Origin of the sequence: Agrobacterium sp. BT-220-3, from assembly GCF_025910175.1 — a bacterium.
Classification (GTDB): domain Bacteria; phylum Pseudomonadota; class Alphaproteobacteria; order Rhizobiales; family Rhizobiaceae; genus Agrobacterium; species Agrobacterium oryzihabitans.
The window spans coordinates 980,582-1,007,397 of the sequence record NZ_JAPAIX010000001.1; the positions used below are offsets into that span (position 1 = coordinate 980,582).

30 protein-coding genes are annotated in these 26,816 nt (G+C 60.2%); 20 read left to right on the forward strand and 10 right to left on the reverse strand.

Going from position 1 to position 26,816, the window contains the following annotated elements:
* Positions 1–264: 264 nt before the first annotated feature.
* From OK142_RS05040 to coxB, 6 genes are all read right to left on the reverse strand, one after another.
* The gene (locus tag OK142_RS05040; RefSeq protein ID WP_498681410.1) at positions 265–1,140 is read right to left on the reverse strand and encodes a cytochrome c oxidase subunit 3; all 876 of its coding nucleotides are present in this window, start codon (positions 1,138–1,140) and stop codon (positions 265–267) included.
* Positions 1,141–1,201: 61 nt separating this feature from the next.
* Positions 1,202–1,819, reverse strand: coding sequence for a cytochrome c oxidase assembly protein (locus OK142_RS05045; RefSeq protein WP_035241719.1), 618 nt, complete (start codon positions 1,817–1,819; stop codon positions 1,202–1,204).
* A gap of 42 nt (positions 1,820–1,861) precedes the next feature.
* A complete protein-coding gene (locus tag OK142_RS05050; RefSeq protein ID WP_003494255.1) occupies positions 1,862–1,993 on the reverse strand; it encodes a cytochrome c oxidase system small membrane protein in 132 nt (43 codons plus the stop codon).
* Positions 1,993–2,946, reverse strand: coding sequence for a heme o synthase (locus tag OK142_RS05055; RefSeq protein ID WP_035241717.1), 954 nt, complete (start codon positions 2,944–2,946; stop codon positions 1,993–1,995). Before OK142_RS05055 ends, OK142_RS05050 begins: the two co-directional genes overlap by 1 nt.
* Positions 2,947–3,257: 311 nt before the next feature.
* Positions 3,258–4,973, reverse strand: a complete 1,716-nt coding sequence (gene ctaD, locus OK142_RS05060) for a cytochrome c oxidase subunit I (protein WP_003494249.1) — start codon at positions 4,971–4,973, stop codon at positions 3,258–3,260.
* Between the two features lie 17 nt (positions 4,974–4,990).
* Entirely contained in the window at positions 4,991–5,854 is an 864-nt protein-coding gene (gene coxB, locus OK142_RS05065; protein WP_035242025.1) for a cytochrome c oxidase subunit II, read from the reverse strand.
* A 443-nt stretch (positions 5,855–6,297) separates the two neighbouring features.
* Here coxB and OK142_RS05070 point away from each other — a divergent pair, with 443 nt between their 5' ends.
* From OK142_RS05070 to OK142_RS05090, 5 genes are all read left to right on the forward strand, one after another.
* On the forward strand, positions 6,298–6,822 hold the full coding sequence (locus tag OK142_RS05070) for an invasion associated locus B family protein (protein ID WP_003494243.1): 525 nt from the start codon (positions 6,298–6,300) through the stop codon (positions 6,820–6,822).
* An 83-nt stretch (positions 6,823–6,905) separates the two neighbouring features.
* Entirely contained in the window at positions 6,906–8,321 is a 1,416-nt protein-coding gene (tldD, locus tag OK142_RS05075; protein WP_003494241.1) for a metalloprotease TldD, read from the forward strand.
* Between the two features lie 392 nt (positions 8,322–8,713).
* On the forward strand, positions 8,714–9,151 hold the full coding sequence (locus OK142_RS05080; protein WP_003494239.1) for a bleomycin resistance protein: 438 nt from the start codon (positions 8,714–8,716) through the stop codon (positions 9,149–9,151).
* Positions 9,152–9,157: 6 nt separating this feature from the next.
* Positions 9,158–9,832, forward strand: a complete 675-nt coding sequence (locus OK142_RS05085) for an HAD family hydrolase (RefSeq protein WP_498681414.1) — start codon at positions 9,158–9,160, stop codon at positions 9,830–9,832.
* 108 nt (positions 9,833–9,940) lie between these two features.
* Positions 9,941–10,318: a hypothetical protein gene (locus OK142_RS05090; protein WP_035242024.1), complete on the forward strand. Its 378-nt coding sequence runs from the start codon at positions 9,941–9,943 to the stop codon at positions 10,316–10,318.
* A 54-nt stretch (positions 10,319–10,372) separates the two neighbouring features.
* On the opposite strand, the gene OK142_RS05095 is transcribed toward OK142_RS05090, so the two are convergent.
* Positions 10,373–10,678, reverse strand: a complete 306-nt coding sequence (locus OK142_RS05095; protein ID WP_003494231.1) for a pyrophosphohydrolase domain-containing protein — start codon at positions 10,676–10,678, stop codon at positions 10,373–10,375.
* Between the two features lie 154 nt (positions 10,679–10,832).
* Here OK142_RS05095 and OK142_RS05100 point away from each other — a divergent pair, with 154 nt between their 5' ends.
* Positions 10,833–11,612: a sulfite exporter TauE/SafE family protein gene (locus OK142_RS05100; RefSeq protein ID WP_216330862.1), complete on the forward strand. Its 780-nt coding sequence runs from the start codon at positions 10,833–10,835 to the stop codon at positions 11,610–11,612.
* 181 nt (positions 11,613–11,793) lie between these two features.
* Here the strand turns inward: OK142_RS05100 and pdxH are convergent, their stop codons facing one another.
* Positions 11,794–12,414: a pyridoxamine 5'-phosphate oxidase gene (pdxH, locus tag OK142_RS05105; protein WP_498681419.1), complete on the reverse strand. Its 621-nt coding sequence runs from the start codon at positions 12,412–12,414 to the stop codon at positions 11,794–11,796.
* A 56-nt stretch (positions 12,415–12,470) separates the two neighbouring features.
* Here pdxH and OK142_RS05110 point away from each other — a divergent pair, with 56 nt between their 5' ends.
* The 4 genes from OK142_RS05110 to OK142_RS05125 all read left to right on the forward strand — a co-directional run bounded on the left by OK142_RS05110 (position 12,471) and on the right by OK142_RS05125 (position 15,884).
* Complete coding sequence (locus OK142_RS05110) at positions 12,471–12,920, forward strand: RT0821/Lpp0805 family surface protein (protein ID WP_035218578.1); 450 nt, start codon at positions 12,471–12,473, stop codon at positions 12,918–12,920.
* 210 nt (positions 12,921–13,130) lie between these two features.
* Positions 13,131–14,246 carry a DnaJ C-terminal domain-containing protein gene (locus OK142_RS05115; protein WP_313608759.1) on the forward strand — a complete coding sequence of 372 codons (1,116 nt, stop codon included), beginning with the start codon at positions 13,131–13,133 and terminating at the stop codon, positions 14,244–14,246.
* Positions 14,247–14,377: 131 nt separating this feature from the next.
* Positions 14,378–15,196 carry an enoyl-ACP reductase FabI gene (gene fabI / locus OK142_RS05120; RefSeq protein ID WP_003494220.1) on the forward strand — a complete coding sequence of 273 codons (819 nt, stop codon included), beginning with the start codon at positions 14,378–14,380 and terminating at the stop codon, positions 15,194–15,196.
* Between the two features lie 94 nt (positions 15,197–15,290).
* Complete coding sequence (locus tag OK142_RS05125; protein WP_082183850.1) at positions 15,291–15,884, forward strand: histidine phosphatase family protein; 594 nt, start codon at positions 15,291–15,293, stop codon at positions 15,882–15,884.
* Between the two features lie 157 nt (positions 15,885–16,041).
* Here OK142_RS05125 and OK142_RS05130 read toward each other — a convergent pair whose 3' ends face one another.
* Entirely contained in the window at positions 16,042–16,302 is a 261-nt protein-coding gene (locus tag OK142_RS05130) for a DUF1344 domain-containing protein (protein ID WP_006699882.1), read from the reverse strand.
* 40 nt (positions 16,303–16,342) lie between these two features.
* Between OK142_RS05130 and OK142_RS05135 the strand changes: the two genes are divergently transcribed.
* Genes OK142_RS05135 through ribB form a run of 3 tightly spaced genes read left to right on the forward strand, consistent with a single transcriptional unit; the run spans position 16,343 to position 18,966 of the window.
* Positions 16,343–16,750, forward strand: coding sequence for a hypothetical protein (locus OK142_RS05135; RefSeq protein ID WP_498681421.1), 408 nt, complete (start codon positions 16,343–16,345; stop codon positions 16,748–16,750).
* 5 nt (positions 16,751–16,755) lie between these two features.
* A complete protein-coding gene (aroC, locus tag OK142_RS05140; RefSeq protein ID WP_498681422.1) occupies positions 16,756–17,853 on the forward strand; it encodes a chorismate synthase in 1,098 nt (365 codons plus the stop codon).
* A gap of 12 nt (positions 17,854–17,865) precedes the next feature.
* Positions 17,866–18,966, forward strand: coding sequence for a 3,4-dihydroxy-2-butanone-4-phosphate synthase (gene ribB / locus OK142_RS05145; RefSeq protein ID WP_498681424.1), 1,101 nt, complete (start codon positions 17,866–17,868; stop codon positions 18,964–18,966).
* A 194-nt stretch (positions 18,967–19,160) separates the two neighbouring features.
* Here ribB and OK142_RS05150 read toward each other — a convergent pair whose 3' ends face one another.
* The gene (locus OK142_RS05150; protein WP_498681426.1) at positions 19,161–20,357 is read right to left on the reverse strand and encodes a winged helix-turn-helix domain-containing protein; all 1,197 of its coding nucleotides are present in this window, start codon (positions 20,355–20,357) and stop codon (positions 19,161–19,163) included.
* Between the two features lie 115 nt (positions 20,358–20,472).
* Here OK142_RS05150 and OK142_RS05155 point away from each other — a divergent pair, with 115 nt between their 5' ends.
* From OK142_RS05155 to dxs, 7 genes are all read left to right on the forward strand, one after another.
* Complete coding sequence (locus tag OK142_RS05155; protein ID WP_498681427.1) at positions 20,473–21,153, forward strand: energy-coupling factor ABC transporter ATP-binding protein; 681 nt, start codon at positions 20,473–20,475, stop codon at positions 21,151–21,153.
* Complete coding sequence (locus tag OK142_RS05160) at positions 21,150–21,755, forward strand: energy-coupling factor transporter transmembrane component T family protein (protein WP_498681430.1); 606 nt, start codon at positions 21,150–21,152, stop codon at positions 21,753–21,755. Before OK142_RS05155 ends, OK142_RS05160 begins: the two co-directional genes overlap by 4 nt.
* A 31-nt stretch (positions 21,756–21,786) precedes the next feature.
* Positions 21,787–22,350 (forward strand): biotin transporter BioY, encoded by a 564-nt coding sequence (locus tag OK142_RS05165; protein WP_082183839.1) that lies wholly within the window; start codon positions 21,787–21,789, stop codon positions 22,348–22,350.
* A 25-nt stretch (positions 22,351–22,375) separates the two neighbouring features.
* The gene (locus tag OK142_RS05170; RefSeq protein ID WP_498681433.1) at positions 22,376–23,311 is read left to right on the forward strand and encodes a histone deacetylase family protein; all 936 of its coding nucleotides are present in this window, start codon (positions 22,376–22,378) and stop codon (positions 23,309–23,311) included.
* Positions 23,312–23,313: 2 nt separating this feature from the next.
* On the forward strand, positions 23,314–23,568 hold the full coding sequence (locus OK142_RS05175) for an exodeoxyribonuclease VII small subunit (RefSeq protein ID WP_003503059.1): 255 nt from the start codon (positions 23,314–23,316) through the stop codon (positions 23,566–23,568).
* 264 nt (positions 23,569–23,832) lie between these two features.
* Positions 23,833–24,756: a pirin family protein gene (locus OK142_RS05180; RefSeq protein WP_082183837.1), complete on the forward strand. Its 924-nt coding sequence runs from the start codon at positions 23,833–23,835 to the stop codon at positions 24,754–24,756.
* Between the two features lie 98 nt (positions 24,757–24,854).
* The gene (dxs, locus tag OK142_RS05185; protein ID WP_498681436.1) at positions 24,855–26,774 is read left to right on the forward strand and encodes a 1-deoxy-D-xylulose-5-phosphate synthase; all 1,920 of its coding nucleotides are present in this window, start codon (positions 24,855–24,857) and stop codon (positions 26,772–26,774) included.
* Positions 26,775–26,816: the final 42 nt, after the last annotated feature.

The following is a 26,816-nucleotide window of genomic DNA, read 5'->3' on the forward strand; positions in this document are numbered from 1 at the left end:
AAGCCCGAGGATGACGCCGAGCCTGCAGGAAGCTCACCTCCAGACAAGGGCAATAGCTCGTTACTCGGCGTTGCATTTCTTCTCCCCGCCGGGGAGAAGGTGGCCCGAAGGGTCGGATGAGGGGGCTAGCTCTCGGTCCATCGCTAACGTCGCCCCCTCATCCCGCTGCCGCGGACTTCTCCCCGGCGGGGAGAAGAAACAAGTTGGACCCGCTCGCTCCAGAAGCGATGCCTTGCTTCGGGCCTGGGTCTCTACCGGATGCAATTACCCGTGTACCGGCGCGCCCCAACCACCCCAGATATAGATGGCGAAGAACAGGAACAGCCAGACAACGTCAACGAAGTGCCAGTACCAGGCGGCCGCTTCGAAGCCGAAATGCTGCTTGGGCGTGAAACCGCCGGCAATGGCCCGGAACAGGCAGACCAGAAGGAAAACCGTACCGACGAACACGTGGAAACCGTGGAAACCGGTGGCCATGAAGAAGGTCGCGCCGTAGATCGAATTCTTGAAGTCGAACGGGGCGTGCATGTATTCATAGACCTGCACGGTCGAGAACAGGATGCCGAGGGCGACGGTGAGCACGAGACCGGTGATCAGGCCCTTGCGGTCATTGTGCAGCAGGGCGTGGTGCGCCCAGGTGACGCAGGTGCCGGACAAAAGCAGGATAACGGTGTTGTAGAGCGGCAGGTGCCAGGGATCGATGACTTCGATGCCCTTGGGCGGCCATTGTCCGCCGGTATATTCGAGGCGGGAGGCCTGAATGGCCTCGTGCGGAAACAGGCTCGCATCGAAATAGGCCCAGAACCACGCGACGAAGAACATCACTTCCGAGGCGATGAACATGATCATGCCGTAACGCAGGTGAAGTGAAACGACGCGGGTATGGCTGCCTTCATTGGCTTCCTTGATCGTGTCCGCCCACCATGCGTACATGGTGTAAAGCACGATGACTAGGCCGATATAGAACAGCCAGGGATTGGCCATTTCCACGCCGAACAGCTTGAAGGAGCCAGCTGACAGGTAACGCATGTAACAGACGCCGCCGAAGGTCAGAATGAAGGCGCCGATCGAGGCCAGAAGTGGCCAGGGGCTTGGATCTATGATGTGGTAATCGTGGTTCTTCTGATGCGTATCTGCCATTGCGACAATCCCCTGGTATCTCTTCCCTGATCCGGCCTTAAGATGAAGGCCAGATCTCCTCTCACAATTTGCTTTCGCCAGATTCAGTTTTTACCGGCAAGGACGCAACCGGTTTTTCGGTTTTGGCCGGATAAAACGTATAGGACAGCGTCAAAGTATGAATGCTCTTGGTTTCGCGCGCCGTGGCGATGTCCGGATCGATGAAGAACACCACCGGCATTTCGAGCGTTTCGCCCGGCTGCAGCGTCGTTTCGGTAAAGCAGAAACACTCCACCTTGTTGAAATAGGCGCCCGCTTCCATGGGCGTGACGTTGAAGACCGCCGTGCCCGTGGTCGCAACCGGTGAGCGGTTGGTCGCCTTGAAGGTAACCTGCACCGTTTCGCCGATCTTCGGCGTGACCTTCCTGTCGACCGGCTGGAAATCCCAGTTGAGGCCGTTCGACGTGTTGGCGTCGAAAGTGACATTGATGGTCTTGTCGAGAATGACGTCGGAATATTGCTCGACGCGCTGGGTCGTGCCGTTATAGCCGGTGACGCGGCAGAACAGGGTATAAAGGGGCACGGCGGCATAGGCCATGCCGATCATCGCGCAGAAAAACACGAGACAGAGCACGAGGATGGAGCGATTGCTCACCCGCTGCGTGCCGGACCTTGCCGTTTCTGCTCCCATATTCGCCATCTCCTCCTCCACTCCTCCAGTCATGCTCTCATTGTCAGGCCGTCAATGCGAACCGATCTTGATGATCGTGATGATGTAAAACAGCACCACCAGCCCCGCGAGCACGACACCGAGCGCGATGTTGCGCCCGCGTCTCGATTTTTTCTGCGCCGCGCTCAGTTCTATCGTTTCCATCACAGAACTCCCGAAATCACGGCCTTCAGGGCCGGCGCGAAATGATCGGCCAGAAGGCCGGAGAAGATGGCGAAGAGGTAAAGCACCGAATAGGCGAACATCTTCTTGGCGGGCAGCATCTTCTCGTCTCCTTCCGGCATGCGCCGGACATCGAACGAACAGTAGATGAAGATCGCGCTCAGCACCGCCGCGAAAATGCCGTAACCGACGCTCGCGAGACCGGTAAAATACGGCGCGACCGCAGCGGCTGCGGTCAGCACGGCGTAAACGATCATCTGGTTCTTGGTTGAACGCTCGCCCGCCACGTTCGGCATCATCGGAATGCCGACGGAGCCGTAATCGCGCATCTTGAACAGGGCAAGCGCCCAGAAATGCGCAGGCGTCCAGAGAAAGATGATGAGGAACAGGATGATACTGTCGAGCGAGACGCCGCCGGTCACGCAGGCCCAGCCGAGCATGGGCGGGAAAGCGCCGGCAGCACCGCCGATGACGATGTTCTGCGGTGTCGAGCGCTTCAGCCACATCGTATAAACGACGGCGTAAAAGAAAATGGTGAAGGCAAGCAGGCCGGCCGAGAACCAGTTGACCGCAAGGCCAAGGATGACCACCGAAAAGGCAGAGAGGGTCAATCCAAAGGCGAGCGCCTCGCCCGGGGCGACGCGGCCCGACGGGATCGGCCGTCTGGCGGTGCGGGTCATCACGGCGTCGATATCCGCATCGTACCACATGTTGAGAGCGCCAGAGGCACCGGCGCCAACGGCGATACAGAGAATGGCGATGAGCCCAAGAACCGGATTGATTTCGCCGGGCGCGAGCACGAGGCCAGCAAAGGCCGTGAAGACGACGAGCGACATGACGCGCGGCTTCAGCAATTCGAAATAATCGCGCGCGCCGGCTTCCGAAAGTTCGGAACTTTCCGCACCCAGCATTTCGCGATTGTCGATAACGGTCATTTCTTGTCCTGTTTTTCTTACGAATGCCGCTTGCCGCGGCATCCTTTGCACCTGCCCGAAAACCGAATGGCTTTTTCGGTATGGCGGCGCTTTGATTTGTTCTTTGCGGCTGTCACCGGAATAAAGCGTCGAATGCCATCTTAGCCCAGCGCTTGGCATTTATCATGTCAGGCGCCCGGATTCGCTTGGACAAAATGCCTCACGCCTCCTGATATGCCTTCAGATGTGGGAAACGGCACGAAACGATACCGTGCCATCCCATTTTCAGCCACCGGAAGGCGCAAGCCCCGCCTGCGCTTTCCGGCCACGCATCAGCGAATGCGCGGAAGCTGTTCCCACTGGTGGTAAGGCGGCGGCGAGGACAGCTGCCATTCGAGCGTCGTCGCACCTTCACCCCAGGGATTGTTGCCGGCGATCCGCTTCTTGGCGAAGGCTTCCCATACGCCGAACAGGAAGATCAACACGGCAACGGCCGAGATATAGGAACCATAGGAAGATACCAGGTTCCAGCCGGCATAGGCATCGGGATAATCGATGTAACGACGCGGCATGCCGGCAAGGCCGAGGAAGTGCTGCGGGAAGAAGATCAGGTTCACGCCAACGAACATCACCCAGAAGTGCAGCTTGCCGATGAACTCGTTGTACATGTAGCCGGTGATCTTCGGGAACCAGTAATACCAGCCGGCAAAGATCGCAAAGACCGCACCGAGCGACAGCACGTAATGGAAGTGCGCCACGACGTAATAGGTGTCATGCAGCGAACGGTCGAGACCGGCATTGGCGAGCTGGACGCCGGTAACACCGCCGACCGTGAACAGGAAGATGAAGCCGATCGCCCAGACCATCGGGGTCGAGAAGGTCAGCGAACCGCCCCACATCGTCGCGATCCACGAGAAGATCTTGATCCCCGTCGGCACCGCGATGACCATGGTGGCGAAAACGAAATAACGCTGCGCTTCGAGCGAGAGGCCGACCGTGTACATGTGGTGCGCCCACACGATGAAGCCGACCGCGCCGATGGCGACCATGGCATAGGCCATGCCGAGATAACCGAAGACCGGCTTCTTGGAGAAGGTGGACACGATGTGGCTGATGATGCCGAAGCCCGGCAGGATCAGGATGTACACTTCCGGGTGGCCGAAGAACCAGAACAGGTGCTGGTAAAGGATCGGATCACCGCCGCCTTCCGGCGAGAAGAAGGCCGTACCGAAGTTACGGTCGGTCAGAAGCATGGTGATGCCACCAGCCAGCACCGGCAGGGACAGCAGAAGCAGGAATGCGGTGACCAGAACCGACCAGGCAAACAGCGGCATCTTGTGCAGCGTCATGCCCGGTGCGCGCATGTTCAGGATCGTGGTGATGAAGTTGATGGCGCCAAGGATCGAGGACGCGCCGGCAACGTGCAGCGAGAAGATCGCAAGATCCACCGCCGGTCCCGGCATGCCGTTGGTCGATAGCGGCGGATACATGGTCCAGCCGCCACCCACGCCGTAACCGCCCGCCGGTCCTTCGACGAAGAGCGACAGGAGCAGCAGGATGAAGGCCGGAACGATCAGCCAGAAGGAAATATTGTTGAGGCGCGGGAAAGCCATATCCGGAGCGCCGATCATGATCGGGATCATCCAGTTGGCAAAACCGCCGATCATCGCCGGCATGACCATGAAGAAGATCATGATGAGCGCATGCGCTGTCGTGAACACGTTGAACATGTGCTTGCCGCCGTCGATGGCAGCGTCGCCCTCGAAGCCGTAGACCATGGAAGCCAGACCGTGGAAGATCTGGATGCCCGGCTCCTGCAACTCCATGCGCATGACGACGGAAAGCCCGCCGCCGATGATGCCCGCCATGATGGCGAAGATCAGATAGAGCGTGCCGATGTCCTTATGGTTGGTGGACAGGAACCAGCGGGCGAAAAAGCCCGGCGTATGGGAATGATGCGCATCATGCGAATGATCGTCATGCGCGTGCGCTTCATTTGCGGAATGACCATGCGAGTGATGATCGTCGTGTGTGGAAGGTCCAGCCATTGTCCTCACTCCAGTCGTCAGTTGGTTTCGTTGGCCGCAACATCAACCGTGCGCGGAGCACCGTCGATTGAGGCCATCAGCGCCCGGTTCGCGCCGTTCAGATCAGAAGCGGCGGCGGCGTGCCAGGCGTTGTACTGCTGTTCGGAAACCACCCGAATGGCGATGGGCATGAAGGCGTGGTCCTTGCCGCAAAGCTCGGAACATTGGCCGTAATAAAGGCCTTCCTTTTCCGGCTTGAACCATGTCTCGTTGAGGCGGCCCGGAACGGCGTCGATCTTGACGCCGAAAGCGGGCATGGCGAAGGCGTGGATCACGTCCGTCGGAGCGGCGGTGACCAGAAGGCGAACGGTCTTGCCGACCGGAACGACCATTTCATTATCTACCGCAAGAAGACGCGGATAGCGGGCCTTGTCCTCCTTGCCGGCGGCGGCGCGATCCTGCTCCTTCAGCATGTAGCTGTCGAAGGAGAGCGGCTCTGCGCCTTCAGCGGCCTTGTATTCATAGCTCCACAGCCATTGCGTCGCGGTCGCCTTCAGCGTCAGGTCCGGGTTTTCCGGCTGCGTCAGCTGTGCGTTCAGAAGATTGAACGAGGGGAAAGCGAGGAACAGGAGAATGAGAACCGGCGCGAGCGTCCACACAACCTCGATCGTCGTGTTGTGGCTGGTCTTGGAAGGCACCGGATTTTTCGCGGCGCGGAATTTCAAGGCGACGATAATGAGCAGCGCAAGAACGAAAAGCGTAACCGGAACAATGAACCAAAGCGTATATTGTTCGAACCAGCGTATTTCGTGCATGATCGGCGTGGCTGCCTCCTGCATGCCCATTTGCCAATGCACCGGCTGATCGGCCTGGGCGCCGACAGCCGTGAGCAGACAGGTCATCCCCGCCAGTGCTGCGTAAATCCTATTCGTCACGGTACCCTCTCCCTCACGCGTCTGATCTTGATCAATCACAAACGCAGAATCCATGCTAATGGTACTAACTTCAAACCACAGTTTGTCCTCAGCCGCAATATGCGTCGGGACACGGATGCGCCCCAATTTTGCCATTGGTCAATCCACGGACGACTTTCTCCGCTCCCATGCCGGAGGGACTGGCCGAACGCAGTTTCAAACAGCGCAAATGCGACAAAGCCCCTGCTTAACGCCGGGTTTGCGGCCAGTTTCGTCGCCGGATAATAAATGTCGTGCAAGGCAAATCACACGTCCATACGCACGGACAGGTCCTATTTCCGCCCAACTCCGCTGGAATTGAAGGCTCAAGGCTTTTTTTTCCGGATTATGGCGTCAGAATAGCCGCACTGATTCGAATCCCAGAGGTATCCATGCGTCTTTCCCCGCTCGCGCGCACTTTTCTTGCCGCCGCCGGTCTTGCCATCATCGCCCCCGCCGCTGCGGCGCTGGCGCAACAGCAGCCGCCCGGCACGCCGAAGTCGACGCATGGCGCCTGGTCTGTGATCTGCGACAAGCCGGCAGGCGCCTCCGAAGAGCAATGCGCCCTGATGCAGAACGTGATTGCCGATGACCGCCCGGAAGTGGGGCTTTCGGTGGTGGTGCTGAAAACCGCCGACCGCAAGTCGCGCATCCTGCGCATCCTCGCGCCGCTCGGTGTTCTCCTGAAGGATGGCATGGAGCTTTATATCGACAACAACAATATCGGCCGGGCCTATTTCACCCGCTGCTTCTCCGAAGGCTGCTATGTGGAAGTGGATATTGACGACGAGTTGCTGAAGGTTCTGCGCGCCGGCAAAGCCGCCGTTTTTGCGCTGCGTGAATCCGTCGATCAGGACCGCGTCGGCATTCCGATCGAACTGACCGGCTTTGCCGAGGGCTACGACGCGCTTCCTTAAGACCGCTTGCCATCAAAGGCCAGCCTTGCTTCTGCCCGCTCCAGTCCCTAAATCGGTCATAACGATCAAGACTGGAGCCGCCGATGACCAACGACCTTGTAAATCTCTTCGATTGCGACGAGACGCAATTGCGCAAGCTGGTCGCCGAAGCACTTACCGGCGCGGATGATGGCGAGCTTTTCATCGAACATGCGCAGGCCGAATCGCTGACCTTCGACAATGGCCGGCTCAAGGGCGGCTCCTTCAACACCGACCAGGGTTTTGGCCTGCGCGCCGTTGCCGGCGAGACAGTGGGTTACGCCCATGCGGGCGAGCTTTCTCAAAGTGCGCTGAAACGTGCTTCGGACGCGGTCGGCGCAGTTACCAGAGGTTATTCAGGCTCCTATGCCGCCGCACCCCAGCGCACCAACAAGAAGCTTTACGGCGACGAAAACCCGATCGGCAGCCCGAGCTTCGAGGAGAAGGTGAAGCTTCTCACCGACATCGATGCCTATCTGCGCGACAAGGATGCCAATGTCCGGCAGGTGACGGCGACGATTTCCGCAAGCTGGCAGGTGGTGGATATCCTGCGCGCCGATGGCCACCGCGTCAGCGATGTCAGGCCCATGACCCGCATCAACATTTCCGTGGTCGCAGGTGAAGGCGACCGGCAGGAAAGCGGCTCATACGGCATTGGCGGCCGCGTCGGCTTTGGTGATTTCATCACGACGGAGAACTGGCAGCGTGGCGCGGATGAGGCGCTGCGTCAGGCGCTCGTCAACCTCACCGCCATCGATGCGCCTGCTGGTACCATGGATGTGGTGCTCGGCTCCGGCTGGCCCGGCGTCATGCTGCATGAGGCGGTCGGCCACGGTCTGGAAGGCGATTTCAACCGCAAGAAGACCTCGGCCTTCGCCGGCCTGATGGGCGAGATGGTGGCCGCTCCCGGCGTGACCGTCGTGGATGACGGCACCATCGACAGCCGTCGCGGCTCGCTGACCATCGATGATGAGGGAACACCCTCGGCCTATAATGTGCTGATCGAGAACGGCAGGCTGGTGGGCTACATGCAGGACCGGCAGAATGCCCGGCTGATGGGCGCGAAGGCCACCGGCAACGGGCGTCGGCAGGGTTATGCCTATGTGCCGATGCCACGCATGACCAACACCTACATGCTCTCTGGGGACAAGACGCCGGAGGAGATCATCGCCTCCGTCAAAAAGGGCATATATGCCGTTTCCTTCGGCGGCGGACAGGTGGATATCACCTCCGGCAAATTCGTGTTCGGCTGCACCGAGGCCTACCTGATCGAGAACGGCAAGATCGGCGCGCCAGTCAAGGGCGCGATGCTGATCGGCAACGGGCCGGACGCGATGAAGCGTGTCTCGATGATCGGCAACGATTCGAAACTCGACACGGGCATCGGCAATTGCGGCAAGGCCGGGCAATGGGTGCCGGTCGGTGTCGGCCAGCCGCATCTGCGCATGGACCAGATCACCGTCGGCGGCACGAAGGCGTAAGTCTTTCGGCTTGCGGCTAGTGGCGTAAGTCACGATGCACGGCGCGGCCTTTGTCGTGATGTGGCGAAATCCACATCCGTCATTCCGGCCCTGAGCCGGAAGCCAGCCGACGCGCGTCCGCGCGGCGAGAAAGACTCCTTTTCAGCCCAAGGACTTGGGCTGGCTGGATGCCGGATCTGGTCCGGCATGACGGTGGGAATGTCGTGGCCTGCTGGAAAATGGAACCTCCTGCGACAGGTTCAGTCCGTAGGGTCGCAGGCAGTCTCAGCCAACAGCCTCGCACATGGCTGCCATGATGAGGATTTCTCTGGCAAGTCACCTGTAAGACGCTAAGATCGCACCATCACCGCAGGCCCTTCCTCCCATTGCCGGCCTGCGCGGCATAGGAGACCATGACCATCATACGAAATGCCCTCGTCCCGGAACTAGCCGTCAGCGACTGGCAGAAAAGCCGCGCTTTCTATTGTGACCTGATCGGTTTTCATGTGGTTTATGAACGTGCCGAAGAGGGCTTCGCCTATCTGGCGCTGGGTGACGCGCAGCTGATGATCGACCAGATCGGCGCGACCCGGACCTTCGTTGCGGAAAATGCAGCACTTGAATTTCCGCTGGGGCGCGGCATGAACCTGCAGCTCGCCGTCCCCTCGCTGCAGCCGGTTCTCGCACGGCTGGAGCGGGCCATGATCGATCTTGTCCTGTCGCCGGAAGAAAAATGGTACCGACGCGGCACCGTCGAAGTCGGCAACCGGCAATTCATCGTCGCCGATCCGGACGGCTATCTGATCCGCCCGTTCGAGAGCCTCGGCGAACGCCCCTTCCGGTTCGGTTAAGTCACCATGCTGCCTTTTCTTCCTCATGCTGTCGTTTTCGACATGGACGGATTGCTGATCGAAAGCGAGACGCTTTATCGCGATTCCTTTCTGGCCGCATCGGATGAGGGCGGCCACGGAATGCGAGTCGAGACCTATCAGAAGGTCTGCGGCAGCCCGTGGGACGTCATCACCGGAACCATCTTTGCCGATTATGGCGCGGATTTCCCCATCGATACCTTCCGCGACGCGTGGCTCCGGCATCTCGCCGTGCTGATGGCCGAAGGCGTGGCGCTGAAACCCGGCGTCATCGAGATTCTCGATCTCCTCGACCGGCTCGACATTCGCCGCGCCATCGCCACCTCCTCGCGGCATGATTCGGTGACCCGCCATCTCGGGCCCTACGATCTTCTCAGGCGTTTCGACACCATTGTCGCACGCGGCGACTATACGGACCCGAAGCCCTCGCCCATGCCCTATCTGACCGCCGCAAAACGTCTCGGCATCGATCCGGGGCAGTGCCTTGCGCTTGAGGATTCCTATCACGGCGTCCGCTCCGCCACGTCGGCCGGCATGCTGACGATCATGGTGCCTGATGTCGCGCCGCCGACGAATGAAATGCGGGAAAAATGCATCGCCGTATCGAGCGACCTTCATGCGGTTGCAGACCTCCTGCAAAAGGCGCAGCTTTCAGAGGCATGAAAGCGCGTCACATGGCTTTAGCCATTGGTCTTTATGATGAGGCACATATCGGCTGAAAGGCCGATCCTGTTCGAATTCATTGTCGGCGCATCCATAAATGGAGTGGTCATGCTGCTTGTCGCCGTGTCGCTCGCGACATTTATCCTGCTCGTTCTTTCCGCATTTCAGATTACCCTCGCGGCGGGTGCGCCTCTCGGTCGCTTCGCCTGGGGCGGCGAGCACAGGGTTCTTCCCGCCACGCAGCGCATTGCCAGCGTGGGGTCTGTCGCGATCTACGCCCTTGCCGCATCTTTTCCGCTGCAAAAGGCAGGCGTCATCACTCTCTGGCCGGCAGGCTGGATCGAAGCCGGCATCTGGGTCATCGCCTGCACGCTTGCGGTGAGCATCGGGCTGAACGCCATGTCGCGAAGCCGTGCGGAGCGGCGGGTCATGACACCGGTCGCCGCCATTCTCGCAACTCTGTTCTTCATGGTCTCGCTCTCATAATCGCAGCAGTGGCAGAGCCGGCAACGTGGAGGTCGAATCGCACGCCACGAACTGTCATGCTGGCGGCGTAAAGCGCCACTTGCGTTCTATCGACCCCTTGATGTCGAGACCGTTATAATGGGCCAGCAACAGCACATGGCCGAGGAGATCGGCGGTTTCGTCGGCCAGATCCCGCTTCATCTCCTCTTTGCTCGTGCCCTTGCTGCGCCCTCGCCCCGTCAGCCGGTTCCAGGCCTGCGTGACCTCGCCAACCTCTTCCTGAAGCTTCAGCATGTACCAGTCCGGGTCGCGGAAGATTCCGTTTTCAGCAGCATATTTTTGCGAGGCTTCTTCAAACTGGTGCATCATGACAGCAAGCATTTGTTCATCCTTTGTTCCTGCGCTACAACTCTAATCATGATTCTCCAACGGCGTCGACCCTTAAGGGGGTCGTGCAACCATGAACGGAAATTTTCGCGACATGCGCCTGCAAGCGAGATAGAGAAAAGGTATTCGAACAACCGTGCCATCGCCCATGTCCCACCTCGATTTTTTCTCGGCTCTCATCACCGCGCATAGCCCGTCGCTGCTTGCGATGTTTGCGGGCGCTGCCTTTCTCGCCGGCCTTGCGCGCGGTTTTTCCGGTTTCGGCGCAGCCCTCATCTTCATTCCGCTGGCGAGCGCCATCGTTGGGCCGCGCATCGCCTCGGCGGTTCTGCTGGTGGTCGACGGCGTTCTGACACTCGGCATGATACCGCCCGCATGGCGCATGGCGGACCGGCGGGAAGTCTTCACCATGGCGGCCGGCGCGCTTGTCGGCGTTCCGCTCGGAACACTTCTTCTTTCCAACGGCGATCCACTCACGCTGCGCTGGATCATCTCCGTCGTGGTCGTCGTGCTCCTATTGTTCCTGCTTTCCGGCTGGCGTTATAGCGGCCGGCCGAAAACGCCGCTGACCCTGTTCACCGGGCTTGTCGCCGGGCTGTTTTCGGGTGCTGCACAATTGGGTGGCCCACCCATCGTTGCCTACTGGCTCGGCGGCGCCCTCAAGGGCGCCTTCGTGCGCGCCAATGTCATTCTCTATTTCGCGATTTCGACGGTAATCTCCACCGCCAGCTATTTTTTCAGCGGCCTGTTCACCGCCGATGTCCTGGTTTTCTTCCTGCTGGCGCTGCCATTTTACGGGGCGGGTCTTTATGCCGGCGCGCGTTTGCACGGACTTGCCGACGAGGCTGCGTTCAGGCGCATATGCTACGGCCTGATCGCCATTTCCGCCGTCATCGGTCTGCCGCTCTTCGATTCGCTACTGAAATAGGCAGAGAGAAGGGACTGCCTTTCAACTGCAACAACAGTGCGCTTGCTCTTCCGTCATCCTCGCCCTTGAGGCGAGGATCCACAATCAGGCGCGACCATGGATCCCCCGGGTCAAGCCCGAGGATGACGTCGAGTTTGGCGTGAGATTTCACCAACAGTTCAAACGGCCCGCCTTTACCGCATCAAGGATACATGCGGACCTTGGACCAGGTCGCATCCGGCGTCTCGCGGCGGAATTCGACGCGGTCGTGCAGGCGGAACTTGCGGTCGTGCCAGAATTCGATGCTGACGGGGCGAATGCGGAACCCGGACCAGTAAGACGGGCGCGGAATGTCGCCGATCGCATATTTGGCGGTATATTCGGCGACGGCCTTTTCCAGCGCGAAACGGCCTTCCAGCGGCCGCGACTGCTTCGACGCCCAGGCGCCGATGCGGCTTCCGCGCGGGCGCGAAGCGTAATAGGCGTCCGCTTCCGCATCGGTGACGATCTCCACCTCCCCGCGCAGGCGCACCTGCCGACGCAGGCTTTTCCAGTGGAAACACATGGCCGCTTTTTTCTGGCCGAGGATCTCGCGTCCCTTCTGGCTTTCGAAATTCGTATAGAAAACGAAGCCGCGATCATCGACGTCCTTCAGCAGCACCATACGCACATTCGGCAGGCCGTTTTCGTCCACGGTTGCGAGTGCGACCGCGTTCGGATCGTTGATTTCGGAGGCCGTCGCGTCCTTCAGCCATTCGGCAAAAAGCGTGAACGGTTCATTTTCTTCAGTGAAGTCACTGGATGTTAACCCCGTTTCCGACATATTGACTAAAATGCTCCCGAGCTGATTTGGACCCCAGAGATGATCTCTGGTGAAAGATGGTGACCGTCATAGCAAAGTCGAACAGTCGAACAAAGGGCCTCCTTTCGTCGATCGCGGAAGTTTCCGCCGTCGTCTCAATGCTCGTGGTGCTGAGCGGATGCGTCAGTCTCGATCTGTTCGGCGGCGACAAGGTCGATCGCTCGCTTTCCACCGCCTCCGTTCCAAACCAGCAGAATAACGGGCCGCAGACCGACGACGCGACCATCCGCAACGCGGTGACATCGGCGGATCTGGCCAAACTTGCCGACCAGCCGCTGCCCTGGGCAAATGCCGCAACCGGCAGCGCCGGCGTCGTGACCGCCATTCACGAAGACAAATCCAGCGGTTTCGTCTGCCGCGAATTCAGGACGACACGCCACTCCTTCGAGGGCGTTGCAGCCTATGCCGGCCAGGCCTGCCTGTCGGAAACCGGCGAATGGCTGCTGACCCGCTTCGAGCAGAAATAATCTGTTTACCTTGGCGCATGGAATAGGGCCGGCCTCGGCGCAGCGCGTATCCCCGTAAAGAACTGATTAGCAACTTATTGCAACAGTCGACGTTGATAAAACGAGGGCGTGCAGGCGAATGATCGCGGGCATCCCTTTTCGGAGGGGTTAGTTTCAGGATTGCGCCATGAGCGGCAGCATGCGCCTGAGCCAACGTAACTGGTGTTTCGCATGCGCGATCCATATTCGATCCTCGGCGTAAAACGTGACGCCCGCCACGAGGAAATCAAGGCCGCCTGGCGCACGAAGGCGAAAACCGTCCATCCGGACGCCAATCGCGACGACCCCGATGCCTCGGCGCGATTCGCCGAGATCGGTCAGGCCTATGATCTTTTGAAAGACCCCAAGAAACGCGATCTCTACGATCAGGCCCGCAGGGCGGCCGAGAAGAAGCAGCGCGGCGAAACCATCATGCAGCAGCGGGAGGCGGCGCGCGAGGCTGCCGAGCGCGCCAAGGCGGCCGAGAAGCTGATGGAGGAGCTGGCCCGTGCGGACGCCCGCAACCGGGCGCAGACCGGCCAGAAGACAGATGGCCGGCCGGAAACGGCCGAGGATATCGTCGAGCGGATATTTGGCGCAGAGGCGCAGAACGATCCCAAGGTGCAGCAGGCGGCGGAAGCCGCGAAAGCGGCGGCCAGCGGTGCAAGAAGCGATATGCCGGGTGCCGGCGAAACGGCGCAGCCGGGTGCCGCCGACGACAAAACCTCCTCAGCGTCGCTTGCCGCCAATCTCTTCAGCGCCCTCGTGCGCCGCTTCCGCGCACCGCAGCCGACACCGGAAAAAGCACCTGACATTACGGCGGAAGCCACGGTCACGGTCGCAGACCTCCTCGAGCGCAAGTGGATCACCGTTGCGCTTGCCGAAGAGCGCGAAGCCCGTTTCCAGCTCGAACCCGGCATGACCGACGGTCACGTGGTGCGGCTGAAGGGACAGGGGCTGAAGCTTCCCAACATGGCGCGCGGTGATCTTGCCGTGACATTGCTGGCTGCACGCGACGACATCTTTTCCGTTCGCGGCTTCGATATTCACACGACGCTGCCGATCTCGCTCGGCGATGCCGTTCTGGGTTGCGAAACGATCGTGAAAACGCCGCTCGGTGAGGAAAATCTCACCATTCCGGCCTGGTCCGGCTCTGATCGTGTGCTCAGGCTTGACGGCAAGGGTCTTGCCGATGGCAAGGGCGGATATGGCGATCTCGTCATTGAATTGCGCATCATCCTGCTCGAAAAGCCGGATGAAAAGGTGACCGACCTCATGCGGCACATGCGCGAAGGCCTCTATTTGTGAAAGTTTTGCGAATAGGCGGGACAACGCACCCTTTGTTACGCTCCCTAACAGTTGATGATCTTTGGCAATCTTGAACAGGATTGCAGCCTATGCCATAGGCAGGATCAATCGAAAGTATCAGGGAGCATAAAATGGCTCAGGCATCCGGCCTCATGGCTGGCAAACGCGGCCTCATCATGGGCGTCGCCAATAATCGTTCAATCGCTTGGGGCATTGCCAAGGCTTGCGCGGACGCAGGCGCGGAACTCGCACTCACCTGGCAGGGTGATGCGCTGAAGAAGCGCGTCGAGCCGCTGGCGCAGGAACTCGGTGCATTCATGGCCGGCCACTGTGACGTGACCGATCTCGAGACGATCGATGCGGTTTTTGCCGGGCTGGAAAAGCACTGGGGCAAGATCGACTTCGTCGTGCACGCCATCGCTTTCTCCGACAAGGACGAGTTGACCGGCCGTTATCTCGACACCAGCCGCGACAATTTCAACCGCACCATGGACATTTCCGTCTTCTCGCTGGCCGCCGTTGCCAAGCGCGCCGAGCCTGTCATGAATGATGGCGGCTCGATCGTCACGCTGACCTATTACGGCGCCGAGAAGGTCATGCCGAACTACAACGTCATGGGCGTGGCCAAGGCCGCACTCGAGGCCAGCGTGCGTTATCTCGCCGTCGACCTCGGCAATCGCGGCATCCGCGTCAACGCCGTTTCCGCCGGCCCGATCAAGACGCTTGCGGCTTCCGGCATCGGCGACTTCCGTTACATTCTGAAATGGAACGAGTACAATGCGCCCCTGAAGCGCACCGTTTCCATCGAGGAAGTCGGCAAGTCGGCTCTTTACCTGCTGTCCGACCTTTCGACGGGCGTGACCGGCGAAATCCACCACGTGGATTCCGGTTACCACACCATCGGCATGAAGGCGGTGGACGCGCCTGACATTTCGGTGGTCAAGGACTGACCGCCACGAGATCAAATAATTAGAGCGGGATGGCGAAAACTGCTCTCAGTTTTCGCCATCCCGCTTCAGGAATGCTTGAAACAGGGGTATCGCCTTGCTCGTCTATGTGATCCGACACGGACAAACGGACTGGAATGCGATACGCCGGCTTCAGGGCCAGAAAGACATTCCGCTCAATGATTTCGGCCGCCAGCAGGCGGTCGGCAACGGCAAGGTCCTGGCGCGTATTCTCGGCGCATCGGCTGATGATTTCGACTACGTGGCAAGCCCGCTCGGGCGCACGCGCGAGACCATGGAACTGATGCGCGGGGCCATGGGGCTCGATCCCAGGGCCTACCGCACCGATGACCGTCTGGTCGAAGTTTCCTTTGGCGACTGGGAAGGCCAGACCCTGCCGGAACTGAAAAAAGAGTTTCCCGACCGGGTGAAGGCGCGAAAGGCCAACAAGTGGGACTTCATTCCCCCCGGACAGGATGCCGAAAGCTATGAAATCCTCTCCTGGCGCATCGGCGCATGGCTATCCTCCGTCGAGGTTCCGACGGTATGCGTCTGCCATGGCGGCGTGATCCGCTCCATCTTCCGGTTGGTGTCAGGCATGGACAAGGACGAGGCCTCACGGACGCAAATCCCGCAGGACCGTATTTTGAAAGTCGAGATGGACAGGAATAGTGCGGAGTGGATTTCGTGAGGGAAGTGCCGCGACGGCTGCTTCAATTGCGGACAGAGTCCGCGACGTAAAAATCAATAGCAGCGGGCGACTTTAATCTTGCCGGTTCTTCAGGGAACTCCCTCATTCCTGTGCTTGTCACAGGAATGAGGGTGGATAATAGCTACCGCCTGGAAATTTACTCAACGACCTGAAGATCGTCGACCACGCGCTTGCCATCCACTTCCGTGTAGAAAACCACGACCTTGACGCCCGCTTTCAAGCCTTCGAAATTGAACTCTTCCGGCACGCGATAGGTCTTGCCGTCGTTCAGGGTAATGCTGAGCCCATTCGCGTCGATCTTGCTGATCGTTCCCTCCACGTCGACGCTCTGGGCGAAGCCGTTGATGGGCATCAGGAGGTTGGCGGTAGCCAGAAGGGCGGCAATCATCATACGCATCGATCTAGCTTTCGTGGATTTGCGTGAAAACCTTACATGCATGAAGAATTGCCTTTCGAATGTGGCGGAAATTGCCCGCAACCATGACATTTTCGGCCCAATTGATGAACGGATTTGGGATCGCGTTCAAGCCGTTAGTGATTTTTACACCGCATTTCGCAGCAATATTGGAAAACTCCGGATTAGCGTGGAAAACGCCGGCATCTTTATACTCTCGTCATCTCCCAAAACCCGGGGGTTCAGACCGAATCATTTCCCCAGCCGGGTCTATTCTCCGTGGTTATGTGTGTCGCCCTGCGGCCTGTCGCGCTTCGTGAACGGTATGTCACCTTCTTATCGGGCCTGCGATGAAAGAAAGGCTTTTGCCTTGGTCTCATTTTCCACTATGACAAATCCGCTTGTTTTAAACGGCCCCTGTCCGCAGGTCGGCCCTGTTTTCCGGTCTTGAAAAATATGTCGCATAACAGCTTCGGTCATCTTTTCCGCGTTACCACCTGGGGAGAAAGCCATGGGCCCGCCTTGGGCTGCGTGGTGGATGGCTGCCCGCCCGGCATTCGCTTCACGCTTGCCGAGGTGCAGCACTGGATGGACAAGCGCAAGCCCGGCCAGAGCCGCTTCGTGACCCAGCGCCGCGAGGACGACATTGTGAAAGTCCTCTCCGGCGTGATGCTGGACGACGACGGCGAGACGATGGTGACGACCGGCACGCCGATCTCGATGCTGATCGAAAATACCGACCAGCGCTCCAAGGATTACGGCGAGATCGCAAGGCGCTTCCGCCCCGGACACGCCGATTTCACCTATGACCTGAAATACGGCATTCGCGATTATCGCGGCGGCGGACGTTCCTCCGCGCGCGAGACGGCGGCGCGTGTCGCCGCGGGCGCAATCGCCCGCAGGGTGGTGCCTGATCTCAATGTGCGCGGCGCGCTGGTGCAGATCGGCAAACACAGGATCAACCGCGACAATTGGGACTGGGATCAGATCGACCAGAACCCGTTCTTCTGCCCGGATGCGGCCATGGTGCCCGTGTGGGAAGACTATCTCGACGGCATCCGCAAGGCGGGATCGTCGATCGGCGCCGTCGTCGAGGTGGTAGCCGAAGGGGTTCCGGCCGGTATCGGCGCACCCATTTATGCCAAGCTCGATCAGGATATCGCCTCCAACCTCATGTCGATCAACGCCGTCAAGGGCGTGGAAATTGGCGAGGGATTTGCCTCCGCCGAGCTTTCCGGCGAAGAGAATGCCGACGAGATGCGCATGGGCAATGACGGCAAGCCGATTTTCCTCTCCAACCATGCCGGCGGCATTCTGGGCGGCATCGCGACCGGTGAGCCTGTTATCGCACGCTTCGCCATCAAGCCCACCTCCTCCATTCTGACCGAGCGCCAGTCGATCGACGCGGACGGCAACAATGTGGATGTGCGCACCAAGGGCCGCCACGACCCCTGCGTCGGCATTCGCGCCGTGCCGATCGGCGAAGCGATGGTGGCCTGCACCGTTGCCGACCATTACTTGAGAGATCGCGGCCAGACCGGCCGGTTGAAGTGAGGTAGACTAGAAATGGCATATGATCAGAAACGTGTCGTCGACGCCATCCGCGCTTTCGAAGCCGGCGAGATCGTTGTCGTGACCGATGATGACGACCGGGAGAACGAAGGCGATCTGATTATTTCGGCGGTTCATTGCACCGCGGAAAAGATGGCCTTCATCGTTCGCCACACATCCGGCATCGTCTGCGCCCCCATGCCGCGTGAGGAAGCCAAGCGGCTGAACCTCAATGCCATGGTTGCCGAAAACGACAGCGCCCATACGACCGCCTTTACCGTCAGCGTCGATTTCAAGCACGGTACCACAACCGGAATTTCGGCCGACGACCGCACGCTGACGGTGCGCAACCTCGCCAACCCCAATGTTGGCGCCGCCGATTTTACCCGGCCCGGCCATATCTTCCCGCTGATTGCCCGCGAAGGCGGCGTGCTGATGCGATCCGGCCATACCGAAGCGGCCGTCGATCTCTGCAAGCTGGCGGGACTGCCACCGATCGGCGTAATCTGCGAGCTCGTCAATGATGACGGCACCGTCACGCGCGGGCCGCAGGTCACAGCTTTTGCGGACAAACACCAGCTGAAGCAGGTTTCCGTCGCCGACCTCATCGCCTATCGCCAGCGCAAGGAAACGCTGGTGGAGATGGAATCCGCCTTCACCATCGAAACGCCCTTCGGGCCGGCCAAGGCGCAGACCTATTCCCTGCCCTGGGACCGCATGCAGCACATGGCGGTGATTTTCGGCGATATCAGGGACGGTGTCGATATTCCCGTTCGCCTGCACCCGGAAAATGTCGCCGACGACGTGTTCGGCGACCGCCAGCCGGTGCGGCACTATATGCAGAAGATCGCCGAAGAGGGCCGCGGCGTCATCGTTTATCTGCGTGAGGGCTCCGTCGGCGTCGGCCAGGTGGCCGGCCGTCGCAAGGCGCGTGATCCGGACGAGGCGCATGCACAGGCCCGCTCCCGCGAAAATGAGTGGCTGGAAATCGGCCTCGGCGCGCAGATACTGAAGGACCTCGGCATCAGTTCGATCAAGCTGCTGACGACGCGCGAACGCCACTACGTCGGCCTCGAAGGTTTCGGCATCAAGATTTCGGCGACGGATATCTGCTGATTTGGGGGCTTTTGCCTAGCTTCACAGGGCTATCGTGAGGCGAGCGGGTTCCGCTCGTTTCTTCTCCCCGTCGGGGAGAAGTTCGCGGCAGCGGGGAGAAGAAATATGCCGCAACGCCGCGCGACAATGCGGCATCACGGATCAGCAACGTTGTGTCTGTGTGCCCCGTCTAGCAATCACCCGAGGGAAAGACCTCAGTTTTCCTCCCGCCAGCCCTCCAGATAATTCACACTCTCGACCCCCGTAAACTTCGCAAGCCGCGACAATTCCGCGTCGATTTTCTCGAGCCTTCCCGCGGAGGCACGCACGCCCGGCTCCAGCCAAAGACGGCGCACGTCCAGCGTGCCGCGCTTGCGATCCGCCTTCATGTCGATGCGGCCGATCAGCCGGTCTCCTTCCAGAAGCGGGAAGACGTAATAGCCATATTGCCGCTTCGGCTCCGGCACGAAGACCTCGATGCGGTAATAAAAGCCGAACAGCCGCTCCGTGCGGTTGCGGTCGCGCAAAAGCGGATCGAAGGGGCTCAGCACACGGACGCGGGACGAGGGTTCCGGCAGGTCGGAGACATCGGCGCTGAAATCCGCAAAGGCATAGGACGGGCGGGCAGCACCGCCATCGCTTGCGAGAAGCGAGACCTCGCACAGTTCGTCGCGATGGTTCTTGACCCAGTCCCTCGCCTCCTGCGGGGTAACGAGATCGAAAAAGGCAGCAATTTCGCCATGGGTGGCAAAGCCCAGCCGGGTGAGCGCCTGCCGGCAGGCCCAGTCAACGAATTGCGCGTGCTCCACTTCGCTTTCGTGGTGCTCGCCGGGAATGACCCGCTCGGCCAGATCATAGACCTTCTGGAAATTGACGCGGCCGGATATGGCGAGCTTGCCGGTGTGCCAAAGATATTCGAGCGCTGTCTTGGAAGGATGCCAGTTCCACCAGCCGCCGGACTGGTGCCCCTCCTCCTTCAACTCCCGCGCCAGAACCGGACCCGTGGCGGCGATGCGCTCCAGCGTCTCGGCAAAAGCCGCATCGAAACCCTCGCCGTGCCATTTGCGCCAGCGTTCCTGAATGATCGGCTCGCGGCGGCGGAAGCGGTGTTTCCAATAGGGATAAAATTCCGTCGGTACGATGGAGGCGTCGTGCGTCCAGTGCTCGAACAGCGCGCGGTCCTTTTCCAGCAATGTGGTCAGATGTTCGCGCCTGTATGTCTGGTTGCGGGAGAATATTATCTGATGATGGGCGCGCTCCACCGTGCCGATACTGTCCACCTGCACGAAACCGATATCGGTGATGAGCTGCAGCAGGCCATCCTTGGAAAGCGCCTTGCCGGGCGGAGAGGAAAGCCCCTGCCGCGCCAGAAAAATCCGCCTTGCCGCTTCGTTCGAAACCTTGATCGTCATGGCGTTGAAGGTATGACGGCTTTTTCAGGATTGCAATGTTCTTTTTTTGTTCTTTGTTTCACTTCTGTTGATGACACGATATAGAACCGGAAAGCGATAGAGGGATGCATCAGTCTTGGAAATCCGTTTTGACAGCGCCGGCGTGGCCTTCGAGGGCAGGCAGGCTTTACAGCCCCTGTCCCTGACATTGACTGAACGGCGCATCGGCGTGATCGGCCTCAATGGCTCGGGCAAGACCACCTTTGCGCGGCTCGTCAACGGGCTCAACAAGCCGACCGAAGGCAAGGTGTCGGTGAACGGTCTCGATACCGTCAAGGATGCAAAAGCGGTGCTGCAGACGGTCGGCTTCATTTTCCAGAATCCGCAGAACCAGATCATCCTGCCGATCATACGCGACGATGTCGCCTTCGGGTTGAAGCGGCTCGGCCTCAACAAGATGGAGACGGAAACGCGGGTGAAGGCCGTGCTTGCCCGGCTCGGCATTTCTCATCTGGAAGAACGGCGCGCGCACGAGCTTTCCGGCGGCGAATTGCAGCTGTCGGCGCTGGCGGCCCTTCTGGTCACCGACCCGCAAATCCTCATTCTCGATGAACCGACCAACCAGCTCGATCTGAAAAACCGCGCGATCGTGGAAAAAACGATGGCGGCGCTGTCGCAGGCGCTTGTTGTCATCACCCATGATCTGCCGCTGCTTGCCGGCTTCGACCGCGTGCTGGTCTTCCACGAGGGTGCGCTGGTTGCCGATGCCGACCCCGAAGAGGCGGTGGCGCGCTATCTCGAGGTGGCATCGCGATGAAGTCCCTGCATGTCGAAGGCACCGGCTGGCTCTATCGCGTCCCGCCGCGCCTCAAGCTCTTGACGCTGATGGTCTTCAGCATCGCGCTGTTCCTTACCCGAGACCTGATTTTGCAGGGATGCGCCGTGGTTCTGGCCGCCGCCATTTTGCGCCAGACGCGGCTGCCCTTGCGGGAGATCGGCCTGCGGCTGCGCCCGGTGATGCTGACCATTCTCCTGGTTGCCGCCTTCAGCTATCTGCTGCTTCCGGCCCATGATGCCAGCGTCAATCTTTTGCGGCTGACAGCACTGGCGCTTCTCGCCACCGCCGTCACCATCACCGTCAGCATTTCGCAATTCATGGACGAAATTGCGCTTGCCGCCACACCGCTGGAAAGGCTGGGGCTGGTCAAGGCCGCCGATATCGGGCTTGCCGTCGGGCTGGTGGTACGGTTCGTGCCTGAAATCGTCAACCGTTACCATGCGGTGCGCGATGCGCACCGGGCGCGCGGCCTGCCGGTGCGGATGGCCACCATCATCGTGCCGCTGGTGATTATGACGTTGAAGGATGCCGATGCCATTGCCGACGCCATTGACGCGCGCGGTTTCAGAGGCCAAAGCTGACGGCCAGATAACCATCCGGAGTTTCCGAGCCATGACGACCCGCGACCTTGTGCTGATTTCGCTGTTTTCCGCCATCATCATCGCACTGGGGCTTCTGCCGCCGATCACGCTGGGTTTCATTCCGGTGCCGATCACCGCACAGTCGCTTGGCGTCATGCTGGCCGGTGTCGTGCTGGGCGCAAAGCGCGGCACGCTGGCGGTTCTCCTGACGATCCTGATTGCCGCCATCGGCCTGCCGGTACTGTCAGGCGGACGCGGCGGCCTTTCCATCTTCACCACGCCGACCACGGGCTTCCTGATCGGCTGGATCGCGGCGGTTTTCGTCACCGGCACTCTCTCGGAAAAACTCGTCAACCGTGGCCAGTCGGCTCTGGCGCAGGGCGTCGGTTTCTTCATCGCCAGCCTGATCGGCGGCGTGGTTGTGCTTTACGCTTTCGGCATCACCTATCTGGCGCTGGTCGTCGGGCTTGGTTTCGAAAAGGCCTTCATGGGTTCGCTCGCCTTCATTCCCGGCGATGCACTGAAGGCCGTGCTTGCCGCTCTTGCCGGCCGCGCCGTGATGGCGGGTTATCCGCTTCTGCCGCAGCGCGCCTGAGCTAGCTTTCTCCGGGAGGAAAAGAATGGCGACCCGTCTTTACGAACATCCGATCTTCCTTGAACACATCACGCCGGAAGGCCACCCCGAGCGGCCGGATCGTCTGCGGTCGCTGAACATCGCGCTCGAACATCCGAATTTCGAGCGCCTTGAACGCAGGCAAGCGCCGCAGGCCAATGAGGACGCCGTGCTTCTGGCGCATCCGGAAGAGCATCTGCTTGCCGTCATGCGCCAGATCCCCGAAGAGGATGGCGAGATCAACCGCATAGAGGCCGACACCTATGTCTCGCCGAAAAGCCTGCAGGCGGCGCTGACCGGCATCGGTGCGGCGATGGCGGCGGTGGACGACGTCTTTACGGGTGCCGCCGACAATGTTTTCGTCGCCGCCCGCCCGCCCGGGCACCATGCTGAAACCGCCAAGGCCATGGGCTTCTGTCTCTTCAACAATGCGGCAATTGCCGCCCGCCATGCGCAGAAGGTGCATGGGGCGGAGCGCGTCGCCATCATCGACTGGGATGTGCATCACGGCAACGGCACACAGGATATCTTCTGGAGCGACACCTCCGTGCTGTTCTGTTCCACCCACCAGATGCCGCTCTATCCGTGGAGCGGCGATAAAAATGAAACCGGCGTGAAGAACAATGTGGTCAACGCTCCGCTTTCGCCCAATACCGGCAGCGAGTATTTTCGCGAGGCCTTCAAATCGCGCGTCCTGCCGGCGATTGCGGATTTTTCGCCTGATCTCATCATCATCTCCGCCGGTTTCGATGCGCACCACCGCGATCCCCTGGCGCAGATCAATCTGGTGGGAGAGGATTTCGACTGGGCGACGGGGCGGCTTCTGGAAATGGCGGACAAATACGCCTCGAACCGGGTCGTCAGCCTGCTTGAAGGCGGTTATGATCTGGAAGGGCTGGCGGAATCGGCGGCCATGCATATTTTGAGAATGATGAAGGGTTGAACATGACGGAAAATGCCAACACAGCCGATGTCAGCGGTTATTCCTTTGAAAAGGCCGTCGCCGAGCTGGAAAGCATTGTCGCACGCCTGGAACGCGGAGACGTGGCTCTGGACGAATCAATCGCCATCTACGAGCGCGGCGAAGCCCTGAAGAAACATTGCGAGACGCTGTTGAACGCTGCTGAAAAGCGAATCGAGAAGATTCGCCTCGATCGTGCGGGCAAGCCGCAGGGCGTGGAACCGCTGGACGGGGAGTAATTATCTCCTCCCTCATTCCTGTGCTCGTCACAGGAATCTAGCCAGCCCAAGTCCTTGGGTTGAAAAAGCTCTTTCCGCCGCGCAGACGCGCGTCGGCTGGATTCCTGTGACAAGCACAGGAATGAGGGAGTTTGTGGGTTGAGCCGCGTTAAAATCGCTCCCTTGCATCCGGTAACGACGCACAAACACAGCGTTCAATATCGCGATGCTCCCCAGTACCGACAGTTATGCTAAACTCCCGCCAGACAAAACGAGGAACTTGCGATGTCCTTTTTTCCCGGCAACGATCCCGTCGCGGGTGATGCCTTTGCCTGCGACGCCATCGAAAATCTCATCATTCCGCGCACCAGCGATATTGGCGGCTTTGCGGTTCGTCGGGCGCTGCCGACGCGGCAGCGGCGTCTTGTCGGCCCCTTCATCTTTTTCGACCGCATGGGCCCGGCGATCCTGAAAGCGGGCGAGGCACTCGACGTCAAACCGCATCCTCATATCGGGCTTTCCACCGTCACCTATCTGTTCGACGGCGAAATCAAGCATCGCGACAGCCTTGGCACCGAGCTTGTCATCCGCCCCGGCGACATCAACCTGATGACGGCCGGGCGCGGCATCGTGCATTCGGAACGCACACCGGAAAACCTGCGCGGCCATCCGCTTTCCATGTCCGGCCTGCAGACCTGGCTTGCCCTGCCAGACCATATGGAAGAAATCGCCCCCGCCTTTGCCCATACGGCGAAGGAAGACATGCCGCTGATCGACCTCAAGGGCGCGTCCGGCCGGGTGGTAATCGGCGAATTTGAAGGCCTTACCTCCCCCGTTTCGGCCTTTACCGATACGCTTTACGTTGATCTGACGCTGGAGCCGGGCGTGAAATTTCCCTTCTCCGCCGATCATGAGGAACGGGCGATCTATATTCTCTCCGGTTCGCTCGATGTGGCCGGCGATATCTTCGCCGCCGACCAGCTGCTCGTCTTCCGGCCCGGCGACGACATCACGCTTCAGGCTGGCAGCAATGGCTGTCACATCATGATTTTTGGTGGAGCTGCACTCAATCAGCGTCGCTACATCTGGTGGAACTTCGTTTCGTCATCAAAAGAACGCATAGAGCAGGCCAAACAGGAGTGGAGAACCGGACGCTTCGACATCGTTCCCGGCGACGAAGAAGAGTTTGTCCCTTTGCCGGAAGGTTGAAATTCTATAGAAGTGTACGACATGCAGCACGAGCCGTCGGCTTTCGACGTGAAAGACGCTCCGGCACGCCCTGCTGACGACAAGAAAAGGCCGAACGATTGACCGGAATGCCACAGACACCATTGCTCGACCGGGTAAATTTCCCCTCCGATCTCAAGGAGATCGATGATCGCGACCTGCCGGAACTGGCAAGGGAATTGCGCGACGAGATGATTGACGCGGTGTCGAAAACCGGTGGCCATCTGGGTGCCGGCCTTGGCGTGGTGGAATTGACGATTGCCATCCACAAGGTGTTCAACACGCCGGAAGACCGGCTGATCTTCGATGTCGGCCATCAATGTTATCCGCACAAGATCCTGACCGGACGTCGCGAGCGCATCCGCACGCTACGCCAGGAAGGCGGCCTTTCCGGTTTCACGCGTCGGGCCGAAAGCGAATATGACGATTTCGGCGCCGGCCATTCCTCCACCTCCATTTCCGCCGGTCTCGGCATGGCGGTGGCGGCGGGGCTGGATGAAAGCGACCGCAAGGTCATCGCCGTCATCGGCGACGGCTCCATGTCAGCCGGCATGGCGTTTGAGGCGCTCAACAATGCCGGCGCGCTCGATGCGCGGCTGATCGTCATCCTCAACGACAACGACATGTCGATTGCGCCGCCGACGGGCGCGATGAGCGCCTATCTGGCGCGTCTTGCCTCTGGCCGCACCTATATGGGTTTCCGTGATTTCGGCAAGAAACTGACGGCCTATCTCGGCAAGACCATCGATCGCGCCATTACCCGCGCCGTGACCCATGCCCGTGGTTACGTGACCGGCGGCACGCTGTTCGAGGAGCTTGGTTTCTATCACATCGGCCCGATCGACGGTCATTCGTTCGATCACCTCTTGCCGGTGCTGCGCAATGTGCGCGACAACCAGAAAGGCCCTGTCCTCATCCATGTGGTGACGCAGAAGGGCAAGGGTTACGCGCCGGCGGAAGCGGCGGCGGACAAATATCACGGCGTCAACAAGTTCGACGTCATCACCGGCGCGCAGGCGAAAGCCAAGCCGAATGCGCCGAGCTATACCAGCGTCTTTGCCGAAGCCCTGATCCAGGAAGCCACCCTCGACGACAAGATCATCGGCGTCACCGCCGCCATGCCGAACGGCACCGGCCTCGACAAGATGGCCGAGCTTTTCCCGACCCGCACCTTCGATGTCGGCATTGCCGAGCAGCATGCCGTCACCTTTGCGGCCGGGCTTGCGGCTGATGGTTACAAGCCGTTCTGCGCGCTTTATTCCACCTTCCTGCAACGCGGTTACGACCAGCTGGTGCATGATGTGGCGATCCAGAGCCTGCCCGTGCGTTTCCCCATCGACCGCGCCGGTTTTGTCGGCGCGGATGGACCGACCCATGCCGGCTCATTCGATACGACGTTCCTCGCCACCCTGCCCGGCATGGTGGTGATGGCGGCCTCGGATGAAGCTGAGCTGAAACATATGGTACGCACGGCAGCGGCCTATGACGAAGGCCCGATTTCCTTCCGTTACCCGCGCGGCGAAGGCGTGGGCGTCGAGATGCCCGCGCGTGGTGAGATTCTTGAGATCGGCAAGGGCCGCATCATCAAGGAAGGCACCAAGGTTGCGCTGCTCTCCTTCGGCACGCGGCTGGCGGAATGCCTGGCGGCGGCCGAAGACCTCGATGCCGCCGGACTTTCGACCACGGTTGCCGATGCGCGTTTCGCCAAGCCGCTCGATCTCGACCTCATCCGCCAATTGGCCAGCAATCACGAGGTGCTGGTGACCATCGAAGAAGGCTCCGTCGGCGGCTTTGGCGCGCATGTTCTGCATTTCATGGCCAGTGCCGGCCTGCTTGACCATGGCCCGAAGGTGCGGACGCTGACCCTGCCCGACCAGTGGGTGGAGCAGGCCAAACCCGAGACCATGTATGCCAATGCCGGCCTCGACCGGGCCGGCATCGTTTCCACCGTGTTCAATGCGCTCGGCCAGCGTCAGGCCGGCGTCGGTTTCGCCGGCTGACAAGATTGCCGGGACAGGAGGCGGGACGATCCCGCCTCTTTC

Coding starts and splice junctions, on each gene's coding strand:
- pdxH (WP_498681419.1), bottom strand. CDS start 12,414: ATGTCGGAAACGGGGTTAACATCCAGTGACTTCACTGAAGAAAATGAA.
- OK142_RS05045 (WP_035241719.1), bottom strand. CDS start 1,819: ATGGCGAATATGGGAGCAGAAACGGCAAGGTCCGGCACGCAGCGGGTG.
- fabI (WP_003494220.1), top strand. CDS start 14,378: ATGGCTCAGGCATCCGGCCTCATGGCTGGCAAACGCGGCCTCATCATG.
- OK142_RS05110 (WP_035218578.1), top strand. CDS start 12,471: ATGGTGACCGTCATAGCAAAGTCGAACAGTCGAACAAAGGGCCTCCTT.
- OK142_RS05080 (WP_003494239.1), top strand. CDS start 8,714: ATGACCATCATACGAAATGCCCTCGTCCCGGAACTAGCCGTCAGCGAC.
- OK142_RS05115 (WP_313608759.1), top strand. CDS start 13,131: ATGCGCGATCCATATTCGATCCTCGGCGTAAAACGTGACGCCCGCCAC.
- OK142_RS05175 (WP_003503059.1), top strand. CDS start 23,314: ATGACGGAAAATGCCAACACAGCCGATGTCAGCGGTTATTCCTTTGAA.
- OK142_RS05095 (WP_003494231.1), bottom strand. CDS start 10,678: ATGCTTGCTGTCATGATGCACCAGTTTGAAGAAGCCTCGCAAAAATAT.
- OK142_RS05180 (WP_082183837.1), top strand. CDS start 23,833: ATGTCCTTTTTTCCCGGCAACGATCCCGTCGCGGGTGATGCCTTTGCC.
- OK142_RS05150 (WP_498681426.1), bottom strand. CDS start 20,357: ATGACGATCAAGGTTTCGAACGAAGCGGCAAGGCGGATTTTTCTGGCG.
- OK142_RS05055 (WP_035241717.1), bottom strand. CDS start 2,946: ATGACCGTTATCGACAATCGCGAAATGCTGGGTGCGGAAAGTTCCGAA.
- OK142_RS05165 (WP_082183839.1), top strand. CDS start 21,787: ATGACGACCCGCGACCTTGTGCTGATTTCGCTGTTTTCCGCCATCATC.
- OK142_RS05085 (WP_498681414.1), top strand. CDS start 9,158: ATGCTGCCTTTTCTTCCTCATGCTGTCGTTTTCGACATGGACGGATTG.
- OK142_RS05135 (WP_498681421.1), top strand. CDS start 16,343: ATGAAGAATTGCCTTTCGAATGTGGCGGAAATTGCCCGCAACCATGAC.
- aroC (WP_498681422.1), top strand. CDS start 16,756: ATGTCGCATAACAGCTTCGGTCATCTTTTCCGCGTTACCACCTGGGGA.
- coxB (WP_035242025.1), bottom strand. CDS start 5,854: ATGACCTGTCTGCTCACGGCTGTCGGCGCCCAGGCCGATCAGCCGGTG.
- OK142_RS05100 (WP_216330862.1), top strand. CDS start 10,833: ATGTCCCACCTCGATTTTTTCTCGGCTCTCATCACCGCGCATAGCCCG.
- OK142_RS05160 (WP_498681430.1), top strand. CDS start 21,150: ATGAAGTCCCTGCATGTCGAAGGCACCGGCTGGCTCTATCGCGTCCCG.
- tldD (WP_003494241.1), top strand. CDS start 6,906: ATGACCAACGACCTTGTAAATCTCTTCGATTGCGACGAGACGCAATTG.
- OK142_RS05090 (WP_035242024.1), top strand. CDS start 9,941: ATGCTGCTTGTCGCCGTGTCGCTCGCGACATTTATCCTGCTCGTTCTT.
- OK142_RS05130 (WP_006699882.1), bottom strand. CDS start 16,302: ATGCGTATGATGATTGCCGCCCTTCTGGCTACCGCCAACCTCCTGATG.
- OK142_RS05170 (WP_498681433.1), top strand. CDS start 22,376: ATGGCGACCCGTCTTTACGAACATCCGATCTTCCTTGAACACATCACG.
- OK142_RS05070 (WP_003494243.1), top strand. CDS start 6,298: ATGCGTCTTTCCCCGCTCGCGCGCACTTTTCTTGCCGCCGCCGGTCTT.
- OK142_RS05040 (WP_498681410.1), bottom strand. CDS start 1,140: ATGGCAGATACGCATCAGAAGAACCACGATTACCACATCATAGATCCA.
- OK142_RS05050 (WP_003494255.1), bottom strand. CDS start 1,993: ATGGAAACGATAGAACTGAGCGCGGCGCAGAAAAAATCGAGACGCGGG.
- ctaD (WP_003494249.1), bottom strand. CDS start 4,973: ATGGCTGGACCTTCCACACACGACGATCATCACTCGCATGGTCATTCC.
- ribB (WP_498681424.1), top strand. CDS start 17,866: ATGGCATATGATCAGAAACGTGTCGTCGACGCCATCCGCGCTTTCGAA.